At 67.2% G+C, this 14,903-nt stretch carries 15 protein-coding genes; 3 read left to right on the plus strand and 12 right to left on the minus strand.

Annotated elements, in window-relative coordinates; translation table 11 throughout:
• Nucleotides 1-3 precede the first annotated feature (3 nt).
• From VFY73_RS29790 to VFY73_RS29815, 6 genes are read right to left on the minus strand one after another with little or no spacing between them, the layout of a single operon-like run.
• Nucleotides 4-1,305: a peptidyl-prolyl cis-trans isomerase gene (locus VFY73_RS29790; RefSeq protein ID WP_329725227.1), complete on the minus strand. Its 1,302-nt coding sequence runs from the start codon at nucleotides 1,303-1,305 to the stop codon at nucleotides 4-6.
• Nucleotides 1,306-1,325: 20 nt separating this feature from the next.
• A complete protein-coding gene (locus VFY73_RS29795; protein ID WP_329725228.1) occupies nucleotides 1,326-2,351 on the minus strand; it encodes a phospholipase in 1,026 nt (341 codons plus the stop codon).
• A 16-nt stretch (nucleotides 2,352-2,367) separates the two neighbouring features.
• Entirely contained in the window at nucleotides 2,368-3,420 is a 1,053-nt protein-coding gene (locus VFY73_RS29800; RefSeq protein ID WP_329725229.1) for an AraC family transcriptional regulator, read from the minus strand.
• A gap of 6 nt (nucleotides 3,421-3,426) precedes the next feature.
• Nucleotides 3,427-4,059, minus strand: coding sequence for a hypothetical protein (locus VFY73_RS29805; protein ID WP_329725230.1), 633 nt, complete (start codon nucleotides 4,057-4,059; stop codon nucleotides 3,427-3,429).
• Between the two features lie 10 nt (nucleotides 4,060-4,069).
• Nucleotides 4,070-5,806, minus strand: a complete 1,737-nt coding sequence (locus VFY73_RS29810) for a GMC family oxidoreductase (protein WP_329725231.1) — start codon at nucleotides 5,804-5,806, stop codon at nucleotides 4,070-4,072.
• On the minus strand, nucleotides 5,803-6,516 hold the full coding sequence (locus VFY73_RS29815; RefSeq protein ID WP_329725232.1) for a sterol desaturase family protein: 714 nt from the start codon (nucleotides 6,514-6,516) through the stop codon (nucleotides 5,803-5,805). Before VFY73_RS29815 ends, VFY73_RS29810 begins: the two co-directional genes overlap by 4 nt.
• Before the next feature lie 234 nt (nucleotides 6,517-6,750).
• Here VFY73_RS29815 and VFY73_RS29820 point away from each other — a divergent pair, with 234 nt between their 5' ends.
• On the plus strand, nucleotides 6,751-6,969 hold the full coding sequence (locus VFY73_RS29820) for a hypothetical protein (protein ID WP_329725233.1): 219 nt from the start codon (nucleotides 6,751-6,753) through the stop codon (nucleotides 6,967-6,969).
• A 91-nt stretch (nucleotides 6,970-7,060) separates the two neighbouring features.
• Nucleotides 7,061-7,387, plus strand: a complete 327-nt coding sequence (locus tag VFY73_RS29825) for a plasmid stabilization protein (RefSeq protein ID WP_329725234.1) — start codon at nucleotides 7,061-7,063, stop codon at nucleotides 7,385-7,387.
• Nucleotides 7,388-7,404: 17 nt separating this feature from the next.
• Here VFY73_RS29825 and VFY73_RS29830 read toward each other — a convergent pair whose 3' ends face one another.
• From VFY73_RS29830 to VFY73_RS29850, 5 genes are all read right to left on the minus strand, one after another.
• Nucleotides 7,405-8,457, minus strand: a complete 1,053-nt coding sequence (locus tag VFY73_RS29830; protein WP_329725235.1) for an ABC transporter ATP-binding protein — start codon at nucleotides 8,455-8,457, stop codon at nucleotides 7,405-7,407.
• A 34-nt stretch (nucleotides 8,458-8,491) separates the two neighbouring features.
• Nucleotides 8,492-9,850 (minus strand): GH1 family beta-glucosidase, encoded by a 1,359-nt coding sequence (locus VFY73_RS29835; RefSeq protein ID WP_329725236.1) that lies wholly within the window; start codon nucleotides 9,848-9,850, stop codon nucleotides 8,492-8,494.
• A gap of 82 nt (nucleotides 9,851-9,932) precedes the next feature.
• Complete coding sequence (locus VFY73_RS29840) at nucleotides 9,933-10,802, minus strand: carbohydrate ABC transporter permease (protein WP_329725237.1); 870 nt, start codon at nucleotides 10,800-10,802, stop codon at nucleotides 9,933-9,935.
• A 3-nt stretch (nucleotides 10,803-10,805) separates the two neighbouring features.
• Nucleotides 10,806-11,765, minus strand: coding sequence for a sugar ABC transporter permease (locus tag VFY73_RS29845; RefSeq protein WP_329725238.1), 960 nt, complete (start codon nucleotides 11,763-11,765; stop codon nucleotides 10,806-10,808).
• Entirely contained in the window at nucleotides 11,762-13,060 is a 1,299-nt protein-coding gene (locus tag VFY73_RS29850) for an ABC transporter substrate-binding protein (protein ID WP_329725239.1), read from the minus strand. The genes VFY73_RS29845 and VFY73_RS29850 overlap by 4 nt, the downstream gene beginning before the upstream one ends.
• A gap of 222 nt (nucleotides 13,061-13,282) precedes the next feature.
• Here VFY73_RS29850 and VFY73_RS29855 point away from each other — a divergent pair, with 222 nt between their 5' ends.
• Nucleotides 13,283-14,380, plus strand: a complete 1,098-nt coding sequence (locus VFY73_RS29855) for a mechanosensitive ion channel family protein (protein ID WP_329725240.1) — start codon at nucleotides 13,283-13,285, stop codon at nucleotides 14,378-14,380.
• A gap of 20 nt (nucleotides 14,381-14,400) precedes the next feature.
• On the opposite strand, the gene VFY73_RS29860 is transcribed toward VFY73_RS29855, so the two are convergent.
• Nucleotides 14,401-14,895 carry an Lrp/AsnC family transcriptional regulator gene (locus tag VFY73_RS29860; protein ID WP_329725241.1) on the minus strand — a complete coding sequence of 165 codons (495 nt, stop codon included), beginning with the start codon at nucleotides 14,893-14,895 and terminating at the stop codon, nucleotides 14,401-14,403.
• Between the last annotated feature and the right edge of the window lie 8 nt (nucleotides 14,896-14,903).

Below are 14,903 nucleotides of genomic sequence, written 5' to 3' on the forward strand. Positions count from 1 at the left end.
GCGTCAGTCGGTGCTGATGTGGGCCGCGCGAACCAGCCGCTCCTTCAGCGCTGCATAGCGCTCCTGGGCGCGCTGCTTCGCGATCGCTTCGGTCGCGATGAAACGCACGGTCTCGCTGTCGGCCGGGTGCATGCCCTGCACACGCTCTTCGACCTGCACGATCTGCCAGCCGGCCGCGCGGCCAGACGTTTCAGGCTCGCGGATCGGGCGCGAGGCAGCGCCGGGCGGTTGGGCGAAGGCGACCTGCGCCAGCCACTGGTTGCGGGTGCGGTCCGCCTCCAGCCAGCCGAGCGCCCCACCCTTCATCGCCGACTGCGCCACCGAGTAGCGGCGGGCGACCTCGGCGAAGGGCGTGCCGCGCGCCAGCTCGGCGTACGCCGCCTCCGCAGTGGCCTCGTCGGCACAGCGGATGTGTCGGGCCAGTACGCGCTCGGTGCGCCGGAACGGCTCAGGATGATCGCGGTAGTACGCGGCAATGTCGGCGGCCGTCACCTCGGCCTTCAGCCGCGCCAACTCTTCTGCAGGGCCATGCATGTGGCCGCTGGCGCCCAACGTCTCCTCCAGCGCCAAGCGGCGCTCGCGATCGGCCATCAGCTGCTTCAGCGCCTCGAAATCCGCGGCCCGCAGGCCTTGGGATTCGACCCACTGGCGAACGAACGCAGCACGAACCATGCGCAAGGCCTGGTGATGAACGAAGCCGGTATCGCCCCGCAGCACCGCCTGGCGGCCGTGCACGTCCAGCTGGCGCCAGATGTCGCGCAACGTCACCGTCCGCAGGGCTGCGCTTTCGTCTAAGCGATAGTCGACCACGGCGATGCGCGACAAGCCGGCTTCGGCGTCGGCCGACAACCGGTCGTCGAGCTTCGCCGTGGTCCCGTCGCCCAACGATGCCTGCAAGCTTGCGGCATCGAGCCCATGCCGGCGCACCACGAAACGCCGCGGCCCCGCCGGGCCGATGGCCTGCGCCAACGGCTGCTGGTAGACGCGCTCCAGCGTCGCGATCAGCGCCGCTTCGGCGTTCGCATCGAGCGAGAAGCCAACGCGTGCCCCGACGAAGAGCTGTTCGCTGCTGAACTGCCGCTGGGCGTACTGGCCCAGCAGATGGTCTTGCGCAGCAGCTTCGGCCACCGCTTGTCGCGTCGCTTGCGTGTCTTGCGACTGTGCGGCGCGATACAGCACGTCCATCGCCGAGGCGGACAGTCGCCAGCTATCGACTCGCAGCGTCGTCGTGGCATCCGTCGCCGGTGCAGCTTGCAGAGCCCACGGTGCAGCGGCCAGGGCAAGGACCAGGGTCGAGGTCCTCAAGGTGTGACGGGTATTGCGCTTCATTGCACGAGGCGCTCGGCGGCGCGGTTGAGGATGTGAACGACCATCGCGATCGCATGCGGCACCAGCTTGCGCCCGACGGTCACCCGGTCGGCATGGGCCGTCGACGACAACACCAGCGTGCCGTTGGCGTACGAATACGCGCCCATCTGGAAGAGCACCGGCCGCACGTCCGTCGCGGTCGGCGGCAGCGGCGTGATGTCGGCCATCGCCTGCTCGACCAGGTTGAAGGCGCCGAGCTGCTCGCTGTCGTAGTACGTCAGCACCCAGCCTTCCCAGTCCGAGTGGTTGTTGCCGAGCGTGTTCCAGGTGTGCTGCGGCACGGCGGTGTCGGTCGTGTGCAGCACGAAGCCGATGTTCTGTGCCGTCGGCCGCGCCAGGAACTGCGTGAACCAGTACTGGCCCAGGTTGTTGATCGGCTGGAACGGGAACGCCTGGTAGTCGGCGTACATCGACTTGCTCGACGTGCTGCCCTGGCGGTAGTTGTATTCGGTGACGCCGTAGGTGTTGTAGCGGCTGGTGTCGCCGAAGATGCCACCCATGCCGCCGCGGCCATCGTCGAGGTAGTCGTTCCACAGCCAGCCGGCGGCCACCGTGTCGATGTCGCCGACGATCGCGATGCGCTTGTAGCCGTAGCCGCCGTACCGGTTGCCATGCGCGTCGGTGCCGTGCGCATGATCCTGGAAGTGCCAGAACGAGGTGTAGCGGGCGATGTCGGTGCCCAGGCCCCACAGCGGCGCCTTCACGCAATCGCCGGTGATCGCGCCGCAGATGAAGGTGTCTTCGAAATAGTCGACATCGTGCGCGCCTTGCGACATGGCTTGGGCAAACTGGTCGATCGTGTAGCCGGCTTTGTTCGCGCCTTGCACCAGTTTCTGGTAGTTGGTGCTGTCGGGGTGCGCGGCCATGTAGTCGACCGCGTCGCGCACGAGGCGCGCGTGCGTGTCAGGCGAGAACGCCTGCGCCGCCGCCGGGAACAGCACCGCGAGCGCAAGCCCGCAGCGCCAGGCCAAGGAACGTTTCATCGGGTCTCCTCTTTGTTCATGTCATCGGAACACTTCGAAGTTCGCTGTACATCGGCTGCAACCGGCTCTTGACGGCCAGCGGTGCAAAGCCTGTCCAGCGGCGGAAGGCGCGGCACAGCGACGACTGTTCGTCGAAGCCGATCTCCGCGCCCAGTTGCGACAGCGAAACGCCGCCGCGCAGCACGCCGACGATGGCGTGTTGTGCTCGCGCCGCATCGAGCAACGCGCGAAAACTGCTGCCCTCTTCGGTCAATCGCCGCTGCAGCGTACGGCGGCTGAGTTGCATTACCGTGGCAACCGACTCTTCGTTGGCTTGCGCCAACGCCATGCGCCCGGCCAGCACCTGCGCGACCCTGCGCGCGGTCGGCTGCCGTTGCGGCGGCGTGGCAACGCCGAGCGTGCAGCGGTCCAGCCAGTCGTCGAGCGCTTCGCTGATCGTCGGCTCGGCGAAACGCGGCTTCGCATCCAGCAGGTTGGCCGCCAGCGTGACGCTGTTCAGCCCGACGCCGAAGCGCACCGGGCTCTGCAGCGCCGCCTCATAGGCCGATACCGAGGCCGGCGCCCTGTGTGCGAAACCGACGCCGACGACATCGACCCGCTCGTCCAGCAGATAGCGGCCAAACGAGACCCAGCCGGCCAGGATGGCCTCGGCCACAGCCGGCGGCGTGTCGGGATCCGCCGGTTGCCAGCACAGCGAGACGAGGTGGTGGCCGTGCGGCCGCACCGTCATGTGGCCCAGCGTGCTGGTCAGCGATTCGAAGCGCTGCAGCTGGCGCACCGAGTCGCGCAGCGTCGGCGCAGTGGCCGCGGCGACGCCGAGCAGGCCGAAGCCGGCGCCACCGACGCGCAGGCCAAAGGACAGCCCGGTGGTCACGTCGCCCAGCACATGACCGCTGTGTGCCAGCTCATCGCCGAAGGCGCGGCCATCGACCCGCGCGGCCGGGCAAGCGCAAGCATCGTCAGGGTCGGCGCGCGGCGCGGGCAGGCCGCGCGTGTGCAGGTAAGCCTTCAGCGAGCGCTCGTACGAAACCGAGACGCTGGGGGCGGGGGACCACGGCCGGACTGCCATGCCTCGTCAACACAGCCACGGGAACAAAGTGGAGGCGAGCGCGCCGAACACCGTCTGCACGAACAGGGCCTGCACTTCGAGCACCTCGTACCACGGCGTGTCGATGGTCTGGAACGACATCGTGAAGTTCCAGACCGTCGTCGGGTCCCACCATTCGAAGTGCAGCTCCGAGGTCCACAGGGCCTGGTAGAGCAGCTCGGGGATCGACGGCGGCGTCTGGCCCTTGGACTGGAACATGCCGTGCAAGGTGGTCATGTCGTCGAAGACTTCGGCACCGGCGGAATCTCGCACGTGCTTGATGCCGTTGAACTGCAGCGTCGCGCTGGTGAACTTGTAGGTCAGCAACCGCCCGTCGTCCCCCGGCGCTGGCGCCAGGATCACCAGCGTGCCATTGATCGGTTGCGCGGGCACACGGTCCATGAACAGCGTGCCGGTCACGGTCGCCGGGTAGTTCAGGTTGGTGCTCCAGGCGTCGATGTCCTGGATGGTCACGTTCAGCTGCACGCTGGCATTGCGGTACTCGCCTTCCCAGTACGCATAGCCGCGCATCACCTCGGCAAACTTGATGCCGCGCGCGCTCGCTGCGCCCGACGCGAGCGCCAGCAAGGTCAGCAGCATGAGGGCGAAGAGTCGTTTCATGGCGGCGTCCTCAGGCAAAGTGCTCGGCGGCTCGCTCGGCGAGCGCAGCGATCGTCAGCAGCGGGTTGACGCCGATCGATGCCGGGGCGATCGAGCCATCGACGACCCGCAGGTTCGGGTAGACGGCCGAGCCGCCGGCACGCCCGTCGAACACCTGGCCATCGGCATTGACCACGCCTTTGTCGATCTGCTCGGCCATCGGGCAACCACCGAGCGGGTGCACGGTCGTCAGCGCGCCGCCAAAGATCGGGCTGGTGCGCGGGTAGTCCACGTACCGGCCGCCGAACACCAGCGCATGGCGCTCCATCTCGGCTTTCAGCCGCGCCACGAATGGCTCGTTCATCACGTTCGGCCAGACGACCTTGGCGTTGCCGAACGGGTCCAGCTCGATGCGGCCGCCGGCGCTGTCGTGGCCGATGCCGAGGTAGACCATGCTGTGGTTCAGCGCGCCATCGGTGCGGCTGTACAGCAGGTCACGGGTCACGCGCTGCGCCGCCGGGAAGTCGATGAAGATGCCGGCCGACAGCGGCAAGGCCAGCCGCACCGCATCGACCAGCGCCTTCGGCACCGCCGCGTCCTCGATCAGGTAGCGCTGCGACAGCGGCTGCTGCGCGCGGTAGTCGGCCGCGATCGTGATCGTCGGCCCGACTTGCGCTTCGCCCGGCAGCGGCGTGCCAGTGCCGAAGCCCATCACGTTGGTCTGCACGCTGGTGTTGTAGCCCAGCGCGATCAGATCGCCATTGCCCGAGAAGCGCGTGCCAAGCGTGGACGACATCGCCAGCCCTTGTGCCTGCGAGCGCAGCAGGATCTGCGTGCTGCCGATCGAGCCGGCGGCCAGCACGACGCTGCCGGCCATCACCTCGCCATGCACGGGCGTGATGCCGTCCGGCCGGGTGATGGTGTGGATGCGCCAGCGGCCATCGGGCAGGTGTTCGAGCCAATCGACCTCGACGCGGGTGAAGATCTCGGCCCCGCCGGCACGCGCCAGCGGCAGGTAGTTGACATCGAGCGTGTTCTTCGCGCCGGTGCGGCAGCCGGTGACGCAGTCGCCGCAGCGCGAGCACAGCGGTTGCTTCACGCCCTGGGCATTCGGCATGTTGTTGTACTTGCGCAGGTTCACCGCGATCGGCATCGGCACCGACGTTGTCGTCACGCCCTGGCGCGTGCGTGCCAGCGTGGTGCTGCGGTGGAACCAGTGCTTGCGCAGCGCATCGGTCTCGATGATCTGGTCAGCCGCCAGCATCTGTTTGACGCGTGCCTCATAGCCGGCAAAGACGCCGTTCGCCACGTCCTGCCGGATCTTGGACGGCCAGGTGTTGAACGTGTCGCGATCGGCAGGCGCCACCACGTTCGCGTTGATCAACGAAGTACCGCCCAGGCCACTGCCGACCAGCACGTCCATCGTCTGGCCGAGGCGGTAGTCGAACAGGCCGAACGGGATCAGACCGCTGCGGAACTGGCCGAGCACGTCGAGCATCGTCGAAGGGAAGTCCGACGGCGGCCACTCGCGGCCGCGCTCCAGCACCGCCAATCGCCGCCCGGGCGCCAGCCGTGCGGCCATCACCGCGCCGCCATAGCCCGAGCCGATGACCACGACGTCGTAGCTGGACGACATCTGCGACAAAGACTTGGCCAGCACCTGCCGCTTCGGCGCCGCGACGGCGGTCGACGACAGGCTGCCGGCAGCCGCGATCGCCCCGAGGGCGCCGATCAGTTGGCGCCTCTGTTGTTCCAGCGTTTCGCTCATTTCGTGGGCGCTCCTTCTTGCTGAGTGCGCCGTGGCCCGTGGCCGCCGTCCAGCGTGCCGACGACCCAGTCGCACAACGGAAACACGAGGTTGAAATTGCGCTCCAGCATGTGCGGCGGGTCGTGGTGAAGCCGGTGCAACCGCGCCAGCCAGCGAACGCCGGGCAGATCGGCCACCGGCCAGTGCGGCGGCACGTGGTAGAGGAAGTGCAGCACCTCGTACAGCAGGTAGTAGCCCATCGAGGTGGCGAAGAACAGCGCCGCGCCGGCGGGTGTCAGCACCAAGGTCGCCAGCAGGCCGAGCAAGGCCGCGATGCCACCGAAGAACATCAGCAGCACCGGTGGGAACAGCACGGCATGGAAGTCGCGCGACGACTCGAAGCACATCGCCTGCGCGGTGAAGTAGCGGTGGTGCCGGCTGCTGTGGCGCAGGTGAAGCAGCGTCAGGCCCTTCACGCGGTGATGCATCGGCCCGCGGTGGGCCAGGTACTCGACGACATTGGCGGTCAACAGCGTGACCGGCACGACCCAGAAGTCGCTCGGCTGCCAGCTCCGCGAGGCCAGCCACAGCGCCCCGGCGATCACTGCCGGCCCGACAAGCGCGACCAGCGCGACATGGCGCCAGCCGGAATAGCCGGCAGGCAGCACCTCGCTGCGGTAGCGTTCGCGAAACCGTTCAGGGCCGGAATCCGGGTGGGGCGACTGCTGCATGGAGAGTCCCGACGCGTTTGCAATCCCGCTAGCGTCGGTCCGGTCGGTCGCTTCGTCTTGTCTTTTTGCGCCACCCCCCATGGCGCATGCGAACAACCCGTCAGCGCCGTTCGAGGCGGCCGGCGGATGGTGGACTTCTCACGACGTGAAAAGGACCGCGGTTTCGCTCACCTATACCGCGCTGGTTACGATCCGTCCCAGCCTCGAAAACCCTCGATCCCCAGGGCCCGCGCCATGCACGACGACGCCGAAACGATCAGTGTCTTCAGTTTCCGGTTCTACGACGGCCATTCGGAAAGACCCGAGATCGCGCCCTTCAAAGCCACACGCGAGGCCATTGCCGGCCTGCGAGGCGAGGTGATCGAGGGGACCGAGCAGCAGGTGGCCCGCAGCGAGCTGGACGCCGACGGCCACTTCAGACGCATTCCCACCGGCTGGGGCGAATTGAGTTGAGACGGTAGCGACCGCGGTCATCTCGCCGGCAGCGGCGTTGTCGGCATTCTGATTGCTCCCTGCCTGGCAGGACACACTGCCAGGAGCCGCCATGCCTCAAACCAGTTGGAGCCCCAAGCGCGAGCGCCAGTACCAGCACATCAAGGAAGGTGCGCTGGCCAGTGGCAAGAAGGAAAAGACCGCCGAGCGCATCGCCGCGGCCACCGTCAACAAGGACCGGGCCCGCGCGGGCGAATCCGAAACCGCCAGCGCCAGCTCGCTGCGCGGACCCTCACCCGAGAAACGCGGCGGGCAGCGCTCGCACCAGGGCGCCGGCGGCCGCACCCGCGACCAGCTCTACCGCGAGGCCGCGGCGCGCGGCATCAAGGGGCGGTCGAAGATGAACAAGGCGCAGTTGAAGGCAGCTGTCGGCCCGTGACCGCCTCGCTTGGTGCCTCAACAAGCCACCAGGCAGCCCTGCGCGTCGAACGCGATCGCCTTGTCGGACTCGGGCACCACACCCACCGGCGAGCCCGCGGCCAGCCCGCTGACCCCGCCGTCGGCCCGCGCCGTCAGCAGATTGACCAGGCCCTTCACGCGCAGGTGAACCAGCGTCGTGTCGCCCAGGTATTCGGCCAGCTCGACCGTGGCGGGCACGCCCTGCCCGTTCGGCGCGACCGCCAAGTGCTCAGGCCGAAGGCCGGCGCGCTGGGCAACGCCGAGGCCCAGCCTGTCCCACAGCGCGCCGTGCTCGGCCGTCGCCCGGCCGGCCACCGGCCGATCGATCAGGTTGATCCGCGGCGAGCCGATGAAGCCGGCGACGAACTCGTTCGCCGGCGCCCGGTACAGGTCCATCGGCGCGCCAACCTGCTCGATGCGGCCCTTGTTGAACAGCGCGATGCGGTGGCCCATCGTCATCGCCTCGACCTGGTCGTGCGTGACATAGATGATCGTCGTGCCCAACTCCTGGTGCAGGCGCGAGATCTCGATCCGCATGTCCACCCGCAACGCGGCGTCCAGGTTCGACAGCGGCTCGTCGAACAAGAAGACACGCGGCTTGCGCACGATCGCGCGGCCGATCGCCACGCGCTGACGCTGGCCGCCCGACAGCTCACGCGGAAAGCGCTTGAGCAGGTCGGTGATGCGCAGGGTTTCGGCGGCGCGGTTCACTTGCGCCTTGCGCTCAGCGCTGCCCACCCCGGCCATCTTCAACGCGAAACCGAGGTTATCGGCCACCGTCATGTGCGGGTACAGCGCGTAGCTCTGGAACACCATCGCCGTGCCCCGCTCGGCGGGCCGTTGGTCTTTCGCGCTGGCGCCGTCGATCAGGATGTCGCCTTCGTCCAGCTCTTCCAGCCCGGCGATCAGGCGCAGGGTGGTCGATTTGCCGCAACCCGACGGGCCGACGAAGACCATGAACTCGCCGTTGTGCACTTCCAGGTCGATGCCCTTGAGCACCTCGACATCGCCAAAGCGCTTGCGCAGGCCGCGCAGCGAGACTTGTGCCATCGTGTGTCCCTCGTCGTGTCGACGTCTTGATTGATCAGGCCGGCTGGGCGGCGCCGCTGCGCAGCATACGCTGGCGTTTCAGGAAGTCACGGTACCAGCGGGCACTGTCCTTCAGGTGGCGGGCCTGCGACTCGTAGTCCACATGCACGATGCCGAAGCGCTTCTCGTAGCCCGAGGCCCATTCGAAGTTGTCCATCAGGCTCCACACCATGTAGCCGCCGATCCGGGCGCCCTGCTTCATCGCCTGGGCCACCGCCTCGATGTGCTCGGCAATGTAGCGGGTGCGGTCGGCGTCATGCACCAGTCCGTTGGTAATCTGGTCTTTGAAAGCCGCGCCGTTCTCGGTGATATACAGCGGCACGCCGGGATAATCCCGGTGCAGGCGCAACAGCAGTTCCGTCAAGCCTTGCGGGTAGACCTCCCAGCCCATGTCGGTCAGCGCATGGCCCTGGCTGCCGGCCTTCCATTGGCCCTTCGCGCTGATCACCGAACGCGAGTAGTAGTTGATGCCCAGGTAGTCGAGCTTCTGGCCGATCAGCGCGAAGTCGCCCGGCTCGACCTTCGGCGCATCGGCGCCCAGGTCGTCGAGCGCTTCTTGGGGGTAGCGGCCGTGGAAGATCGGATCGAGGTACCAGCGCAGCAGGTGCGCATCGGCGACTTTCGCGGCCTTGTGGTCTTCAGCCGAATCGGTGGCCGGATAGGTCGGCGACAGGTTCAGCACGATGCCGAGTTGCGCCTTGCAGCCGCGCTCGCGCAGCGCCTGCAGCGCCAGGCCGTGGCTGAGCAGCAGGTGGTGCGAGACCTGCGCCGCCATCGCGCGGTTCTTGATGCCCGGCGCGAAGGTGCCAGTCTCGTGGCCCAGTGTCGCGACGATCCACGGCTCGTTGTGGGTGGTGATCGACTCGGCACGGTCGCCGAATCGGCGCCCGATCTCCAGCGCGTACTCGACGAAGCGGTGCACCGTCTCGCGGTTCGCCCAGCCGCCCTTGGCCTGCAGCGCCGAAGGCAGATCCCAGTGGTAGAGCGTGATGCAGGGCTTGATGCCGCGCTCGATGAGACCATCGACCAGCTTCTCGTAGAAAGCCAGGCCCGCCTCGTTCCAGGCGCCCTCGCCCGTCGGCCGCACGCGCGGCCATGAGATCGAGAAGCGGTAGGCGTCGACGCCCAGGCCCTTGATCATGTCCAGGTCGGCGGCCCAGCGGTGGTAGTGGTCGCAGGCCACGTCGCCGTTGCTGCCGTCAACGATGGCACCGGGTACGCGGCAGAAATCGTCCCAGATCGAACGGCCCTTGCCATCCTCGGCGGCAGCACCTTCGATCTGGAAGGCGCTGGTGGCCACGCCCCACAGGAAGTCGGGCGGAAACGTCGAGTCGATGTCGTTGTTCGAATTCATTGCAAACGCCAGAATGCGGCCTGGTGGGCCGTGAGTTGCCAAAGGTTGTCGGGAGTTCTGTCGGAAGCCGGAATGCAGGTCATCACTTGACCGCGCCTGCCGTCAGGCCGGCGATCAGTTGCCGGGACGCCAATGCGAACAGCACCAGCAGCGGCAGCGTCGCGATGGCCGTGCCGGCCATCAACGCGCCCCACTCGGTGTCGACCGGGCTCTGCAGGCTGCGCAGCGCCAGCGGCAGCGTGTACATGTCGGGCGAGCGCATCACCACCAGCGGCCCGATGAAGTTGTTCCACGAGGCGATGAAGGTTGCCAGGCCCAGCGTACCGAGCGCCGGCTTCAGCAGCGGCAGCACGATGCGCCAGTAGATGGCGAATTCGCCGCAACCGTCCATCCGCGCGGCTTCGATCAGCTCGCGCGGGATCGCCGCCATCACCGACTGCCGCATCAGGAAGATGCCGAAGGCACCCGCCGCGCCAGGAACGTACAGGGCCCGCGGCTGGTCGATCCAGCCCAATGCGTCCATCACCATGAAGTTCGGGATGATGGTCATGAACGACGGCAGCAGCATCGTCGCCATCACCAGCGCAAACAACTGCTTCTTGAAGCGGAACTCGTAGAGCGCGAACGCGGTGCCGCCCATCGAGCAGAACAGCAAGGTCAACGCGGTGGAGGCCAGCGCCACATAGACGCTCCAGCCCAGGTTGCGCAGGAACGGGATGCGCTCGGTCAGGATGTGGACATTGGCCGCCAGATCGTTGCCGAAGAACAGTGGCGGCGGCAGGCTGAACAGCTCTTGTCTCGACTGCGTGGCGAAGACGAACAAGAAGTAGAACGGCGTCAGCATCACCAGCGCGCCGGCGCCGACGGTGATGTAGGCGGTCCACGCGTTCAGGCGCTGGGATGTGCGGTTTGATGCGCGGTTCAACAAGGTGGCGACGGCGGTATGGGCCATGGGTCAGTGCTTTCGCCCAAGGGCCTTGTGGGTGGCCCAGGTCAGTACGGCCACCACCGCGAACAGCAGCCACGACATCGCGCTGGCCGCCCCAAAGTCATTGAAGTCGAAGGCCATGCGGAACAGGTAGAACGCGGTCGTCATGCCGGCCTGGTCAGACCCGCCCTTGCCATTGGTCAGGATGAACGGCTCTTCGAACAGCTGCAGGCCACCGATGACGCTGAGCGTGACGCCGAACAGAATCGCCGGCCGCAGGCTCGGCAGCGTGATGTAGCGGAACTGTTGCCACGCCTTGGCGCCATCGATGCGCGCCGCCTCGTACAGATCGGCTGGGATCGTCTGCAGCGCCGCCAGGTACAGCACCACGTTGAAGCCCACATAGCGCCAGAAGACAAGCAACGCGATCGTCGGCTTGATCGTACCGGGCTTGTTGAGCCAGTCGATCGGCTCGCCGTTCCAGATGGCGCGCAGGCCGGAGTTGATCAGCCCATAGTCGGTCGAGAACAGCGAGGTGAACAGGATCGCAATCGCCACCGTCGAGGTGATGTACGGCACGAAGTATGCCCCGACCAGCAGATTACGAAAGCGCTTGATGCGGGCGTGGATGAAGCAGGCCACGGGGATCGCGACCAGGTGCTGCGGCACGCCCGAGGCCAGCGCCAGCCAGCCGGTGTTCGACAGCGACTTCCAGAACCACTCGTCCTGCAGCGCGAAGGCGAAGTTGTCGAAACCGACGAACTGCATCGCATGCAAGCCGCTGGTCGGCTCCCAGCTCTGGAACGCCAGGTAGAGAGAGAACAGCAGCGGGTACAGCCCGAACACCACGAACAGCACCAGGAACGGGCCCAGCAGAACGTAGGGTGCCCAGCGCGCCGACAGTTGAAGGCGCGCGCGGCGGCGAGACGCGGTGGGCTGCGACACGGCGCCGATGGCGGTGTTCACGGCCGGCAGGGGTTGGCTCATCGCATTGCCCTCGACTGGATCAGGCGCTGTGCGTCGGCCAGCGCCGCATCGATCGGCTTGCCTTGGTCCAGCACCTTGTCGAGCTCGGTGTTGACGACTTCGCTCGCGAAATGGTCTTGCTTGTGGACCTGCACCGCGCGGATGCGGCGAGCCGCCTCGCGCCACAGCAGGCGCCCGGGCTGGCCGCCGAGAAACTCGATCGGCTGCTCGAAGAACGGGTCGTCATAGGTTTCGAGCAACGCGGGAAAGGCGTCCAACGCCTTGAACGCCCCCAGCTGCAGCTCGCGGCTGAGCGTCATCATGCGGATGAACTCCCAGGCCAACGGCTTCAGCTCGGGGGCCGAGCGCCGCGGGATCGCGTAGAAGGTGCCGCCCGATGCGGCGTAGGCCCCCTCGGGCAACTGCGCCGAGCGCCACAGCCCGCGTGTCGACGGCGCGAGCCAGTTGTTCAGGTGGCCCGCCATCCAGGCGCCGGCCATCTGGGTCGAGATCGCGCCGCGCCGGAAGCCTTCGGCCCAGTCGGACGACCAGGGCCGCACCTTCGCGTCGAGCTTGTTCTGCCGCACCTTGAGCGACAGCTCGAAAGCCCGGTGGAAACGCCGCGTGTTGATCAGCGCCTTCGACTGCTTGTCGTAGAACAGCCCCTCGCCCGGCTCGATGCCGGTGCGGATCATGATGTCCTTGATGTCGCGTGCGTTCGGCAGCAGGTAGGCGCCGGTGGCGGCGCGCACGCGCAGGCCGGCAGCCACGTAGCTGTCCCACGAACTGGTCAACTCGGCTTCGCTGACACCGGCCTTGGCCAGCAGGTCCGCACGGTACAGCAGCGTGCCGGCGCCGATGTCGGTCGGGATCGCGAGCACCGCGCCGGTCTTGTCGGTCGCCTGGTCGAACGCATAGGGAACGAAGCGGTCGCGGTACTGCACCGCGTTGTAGGGCGGCTGGGTCAGGTTCTCCAGGCCGATGCCGCGGGCGAAGCGGCCGAGGTAGTCGACCTCCAGCGTCATCAGATTCGGCAAGTTGCTGGCCGTCGTCAACGCGGTGGTCATCGCCGTGTGGTGGTCGGCGAACTCGCGGCTGATCACCTCGACCTCGACGTTTGGGTGCTGCGCCTTGAATGCCGGCAGCGCGGCCTTGATGACCTTGTCGACCGCCGGATAGGCGGCGATCGTCAGACGCTGTTTCGAATCGCTGGCCGCCCATGCGGGCGAGCGCGGCAGCACCCAGCCCGCCGCCAGCCCGGCCGCCGCGGCCAGGCTGGCGCGTCGCCTGGGCTCGGCCGGCCGGTCGTCCTGCATCTGCGCTTGCTCAACTGTCCCCAATGTCGCCTCGTGGTGTTCTGCTGGTGCCGTCGCCCTGACTTCAACCTGGACGGCGTTGGGCCGGAAACGGTTGCTGAAAGCGCTTTCAGTCAATTTAACCGCCACCGACAGGGCTGTCAACAGAGGACATCCGTGGATGGGCACCGACCTCAGGCGCGAACTTTGCCCACGCGCTTGTTTCACTCTTTGAGGCAATCGATGGATTGGACGGTTCTGGAACCCTGGGGAAACCTGGCCTTGCTGGCGGCCGGGGTGCTCGTGGCCACGCAGTTGGTGCACCGGCTGATGCGGCCGGTGGTGCGTCGCATGGCCGGTTGGTCCACCCTCGCGCAGGCGGTGCTTCGGCGCTGTGACCGCCCGGCGCAGGCCTTGGCACCCTTGGTGGTGCTGCAGTTGGTCTGGCAAGGTGCACCGGAAGGTCTGGTGGGGTTGTCGTTGGTGCAGCACACGAACGGGGTGCTGCTGATCGCCTCGCTGACGATGCTGTGCATCGGCGCCATCCGCGGCCTGGCGGACGGCGTGATCGCCCGGCACCCTGCCGATGTCGCCGACAACCTCGAGGCCCGGCGCATCCACACCCAGGCCCGGGTGCTGTCGCGCATTGCCTGCAGTGCCGCGCTGCTGACCGGGGTCGCTTTCGTGCTGATGACGTTTCCGCGCGCGCGCCAGCTGGGCACGAGCCTGCTGGCCTCGGCAGGGGTTGTCGGCCTGGTGGCGGGCATTGCGGCGAAGTCGGTCTTCAGCAACCTGCTGGCGGGCCTGCAGATCGCGCTGGCCCAGCCGATGCGCATCGACGACGTGCTGATCATCGAGGGCGAATGGGGCCGGGTCGAGGAGATCACCGCCACCTACGTGGTGTTGAAGATCTGGGACGAGCGGCGGATGGTGGTGCCGCTGAGCTGGTTCATCGAGCACCCGTTCCAGAACTGGACGCGCACGACCGCCGACCTGCTGGGCACCGTCTTCCTGTGGGTCGACTTCACAACCCCGGTCGAGGCGATCCGCGAGGAAGCCCGGCGCCTGTGCGAGGCCTCACCGAACTGGGACAAGCGGGTCTGCCTGGTGCAGGTGACCGACACCAGCGAGCACGCGATGCAGCTGCGCGTGCTCGTCAGCTCTGCCGCCTCGGGGCCGAACTTCGACCTGCGCTGCGAGGTGCGCGAAGGCTTGCTGGCCTTCGTCGCGCAAACATCACCGCAATCGCTGCCTCGCGGGCGGATGCAGGCCGACTTGACGCGACAGGTGCACCAAGGTGCAAGCCAGCCCACCACCGCGCTGGCGCCGCGGTCAGCATGAAGATGCGCCGGCTTGCTGCGTTACCAGGCGTCGGCCGACACCGGCAGTGCGGTAGTCTTCTTGACCGTGCGCAGCACCAGCATCGAATTGGAGCGCTCGACGCCCGGCAGGCGCATCAGCACCTCGGTGTGGAAGCGCTCCAGGTCTTCGGCATCACGGTAGGCGAAGCGGATCAGGTAGTCGTTCGAGCCGGCGACGTAGAAACAATCCAGGATCTGCGGTTCGTCGCGCACCGCCCGCTCGAAAGCCTCGAGCAGCGCGTTGCTCATGTTCTCGAGGTTGATGATGGTGAAGCTGGTGCCGTGCTGGCCGATCGCCTTCGGGTTCAGCAGTGCCACGTACTGGGCAATGACGCCCTCGTCTTCCAATTGTTTGACGCGCCGCAGGCACGCCGACGGCGACAAATGCACCCGCTGGGCGAGGTCGACGTTCGACAGCTTTCCATTGGCCTGAAGCTCTTCCAGAATGAGCCTATCGATCGCATCCAATTGCGGTGTTTTCGGAGAATCTCGCATATTGTTCC

The sequence above is a fragment of the Ideonella sp. genome, from assembly GCF_036277275.1.
Taxonomy (GTDB): Bacteria; Pseudomonadota; Gammaproteobacteria; order Burkholderiales; family Burkholderiaceae_C; genus Ideonella.

What these genes read in the sequence shown, in the direction of transcription:
- VFY73_RS29795 (WP_329725228.1), bottom strand. Translation starts at nt 2,351, where the DNA reads ATGAAACGTTCCTTGGCCTGGCGCTGCGGGCTTGCGCTCGCGGTGCTG.
- VFY73_RS29800 (WP_329725229.1), bottom strand. Translation starts at nt 3,420, where the DNA reads ATGGCAGTCCGGCCGTGGTCCCCCGCCCCCAGCGTCTCGGTTTCGTAC.
- VFY73_RS29805 (WP_329725230.1), bottom strand. Translation starts at nt 4,059, where the DNA reads ATGAAACGACTCTTCGCCCTCATGCTGCTGACCTTGCTGGCGCTCGCG.
- VFY73_RS29810 (WP_329725231.1), bottom strand. Translation starts at nt 5,806, where the DNA reads ATGAGCGAAACGCTGGAACAACAGAGGCGCCAACTGATCGGCGCCCTC.
- VFY73_RS29815 (WP_329725232.1), bottom strand. Translation starts at nt 6,516, where the DNA reads ATGCAGCAGTCGCCCCACCCGGATTCCGGCCCTGAACGGTTTCGCGAA.
- VFY73_RS29820 (WP_329725233.1), top strand. Translation starts at nt 6,751, where the DNA reads ATGCACGACGACGCCGAAACGATCAGTGTCTTCAGTTTCCGGTTCTAC.
- VFY73_RS29825 (WP_329725234.1), top strand. Translation starts at nt 7,061, where the DNA reads ATGCCTCAAACCAGTTGGAGCCCCAAGCGCGAGCGCCAGTACCAGCAC.
- VFY73_RS29830 (WP_329725235.1), bottom strand. Translation starts at nt 8,457, where the DNA reads ATGGCACAAGTCTCGCTGCGCGGCCTGCGCAAGCGCTTTGGCGATGTC.
- VFY73_RS29835 (WP_329725236.1), bottom strand. Translation starts at nt 9,850, where the DNA reads ATGAATTCGAACAACGACATCGACTCGACGTTTCCGCCCGACTTCCTG.
- VFY73_RS29840 (WP_329725237.1), bottom strand. Translation starts at nt 10,802, where the DNA reads ATGGCCCATACCGCCGTCGCCACCTTGTTGAACCGCGCATCAAACCGC.
- VFY73_RS29845 (WP_329725238.1), bottom strand. Translation starts at nt 11,765, where the DNA reads ATGAGCCAACCCCTGCCGGCCGTGAACACCGCCATCGGCGCCGTGTCG.
- VFY73_RS29850 (WP_329725239.1), bottom strand. Translation starts at nt 13,060, where the DNA reads ATGCAGGACGACCGGCCGGCCGAGCCCAGGCGACGCGCCAGCCTGGCC.
- VFY73_RS29855 (WP_329725240.1), top strand. Translation starts at nt 13,283, where the DNA reads ATGGATTGGACGGTTCTGGAACCCTGGGGAAACCTGGCCTTGCTGGCG.
- VFY73_RS29860 (WP_329725241.1), bottom strand. Translation starts at nt 14,895, where the DNA reads ATGCGAGATTCTCCGAAAACACCGCAATTGGATGCGATCGATAGGCTC.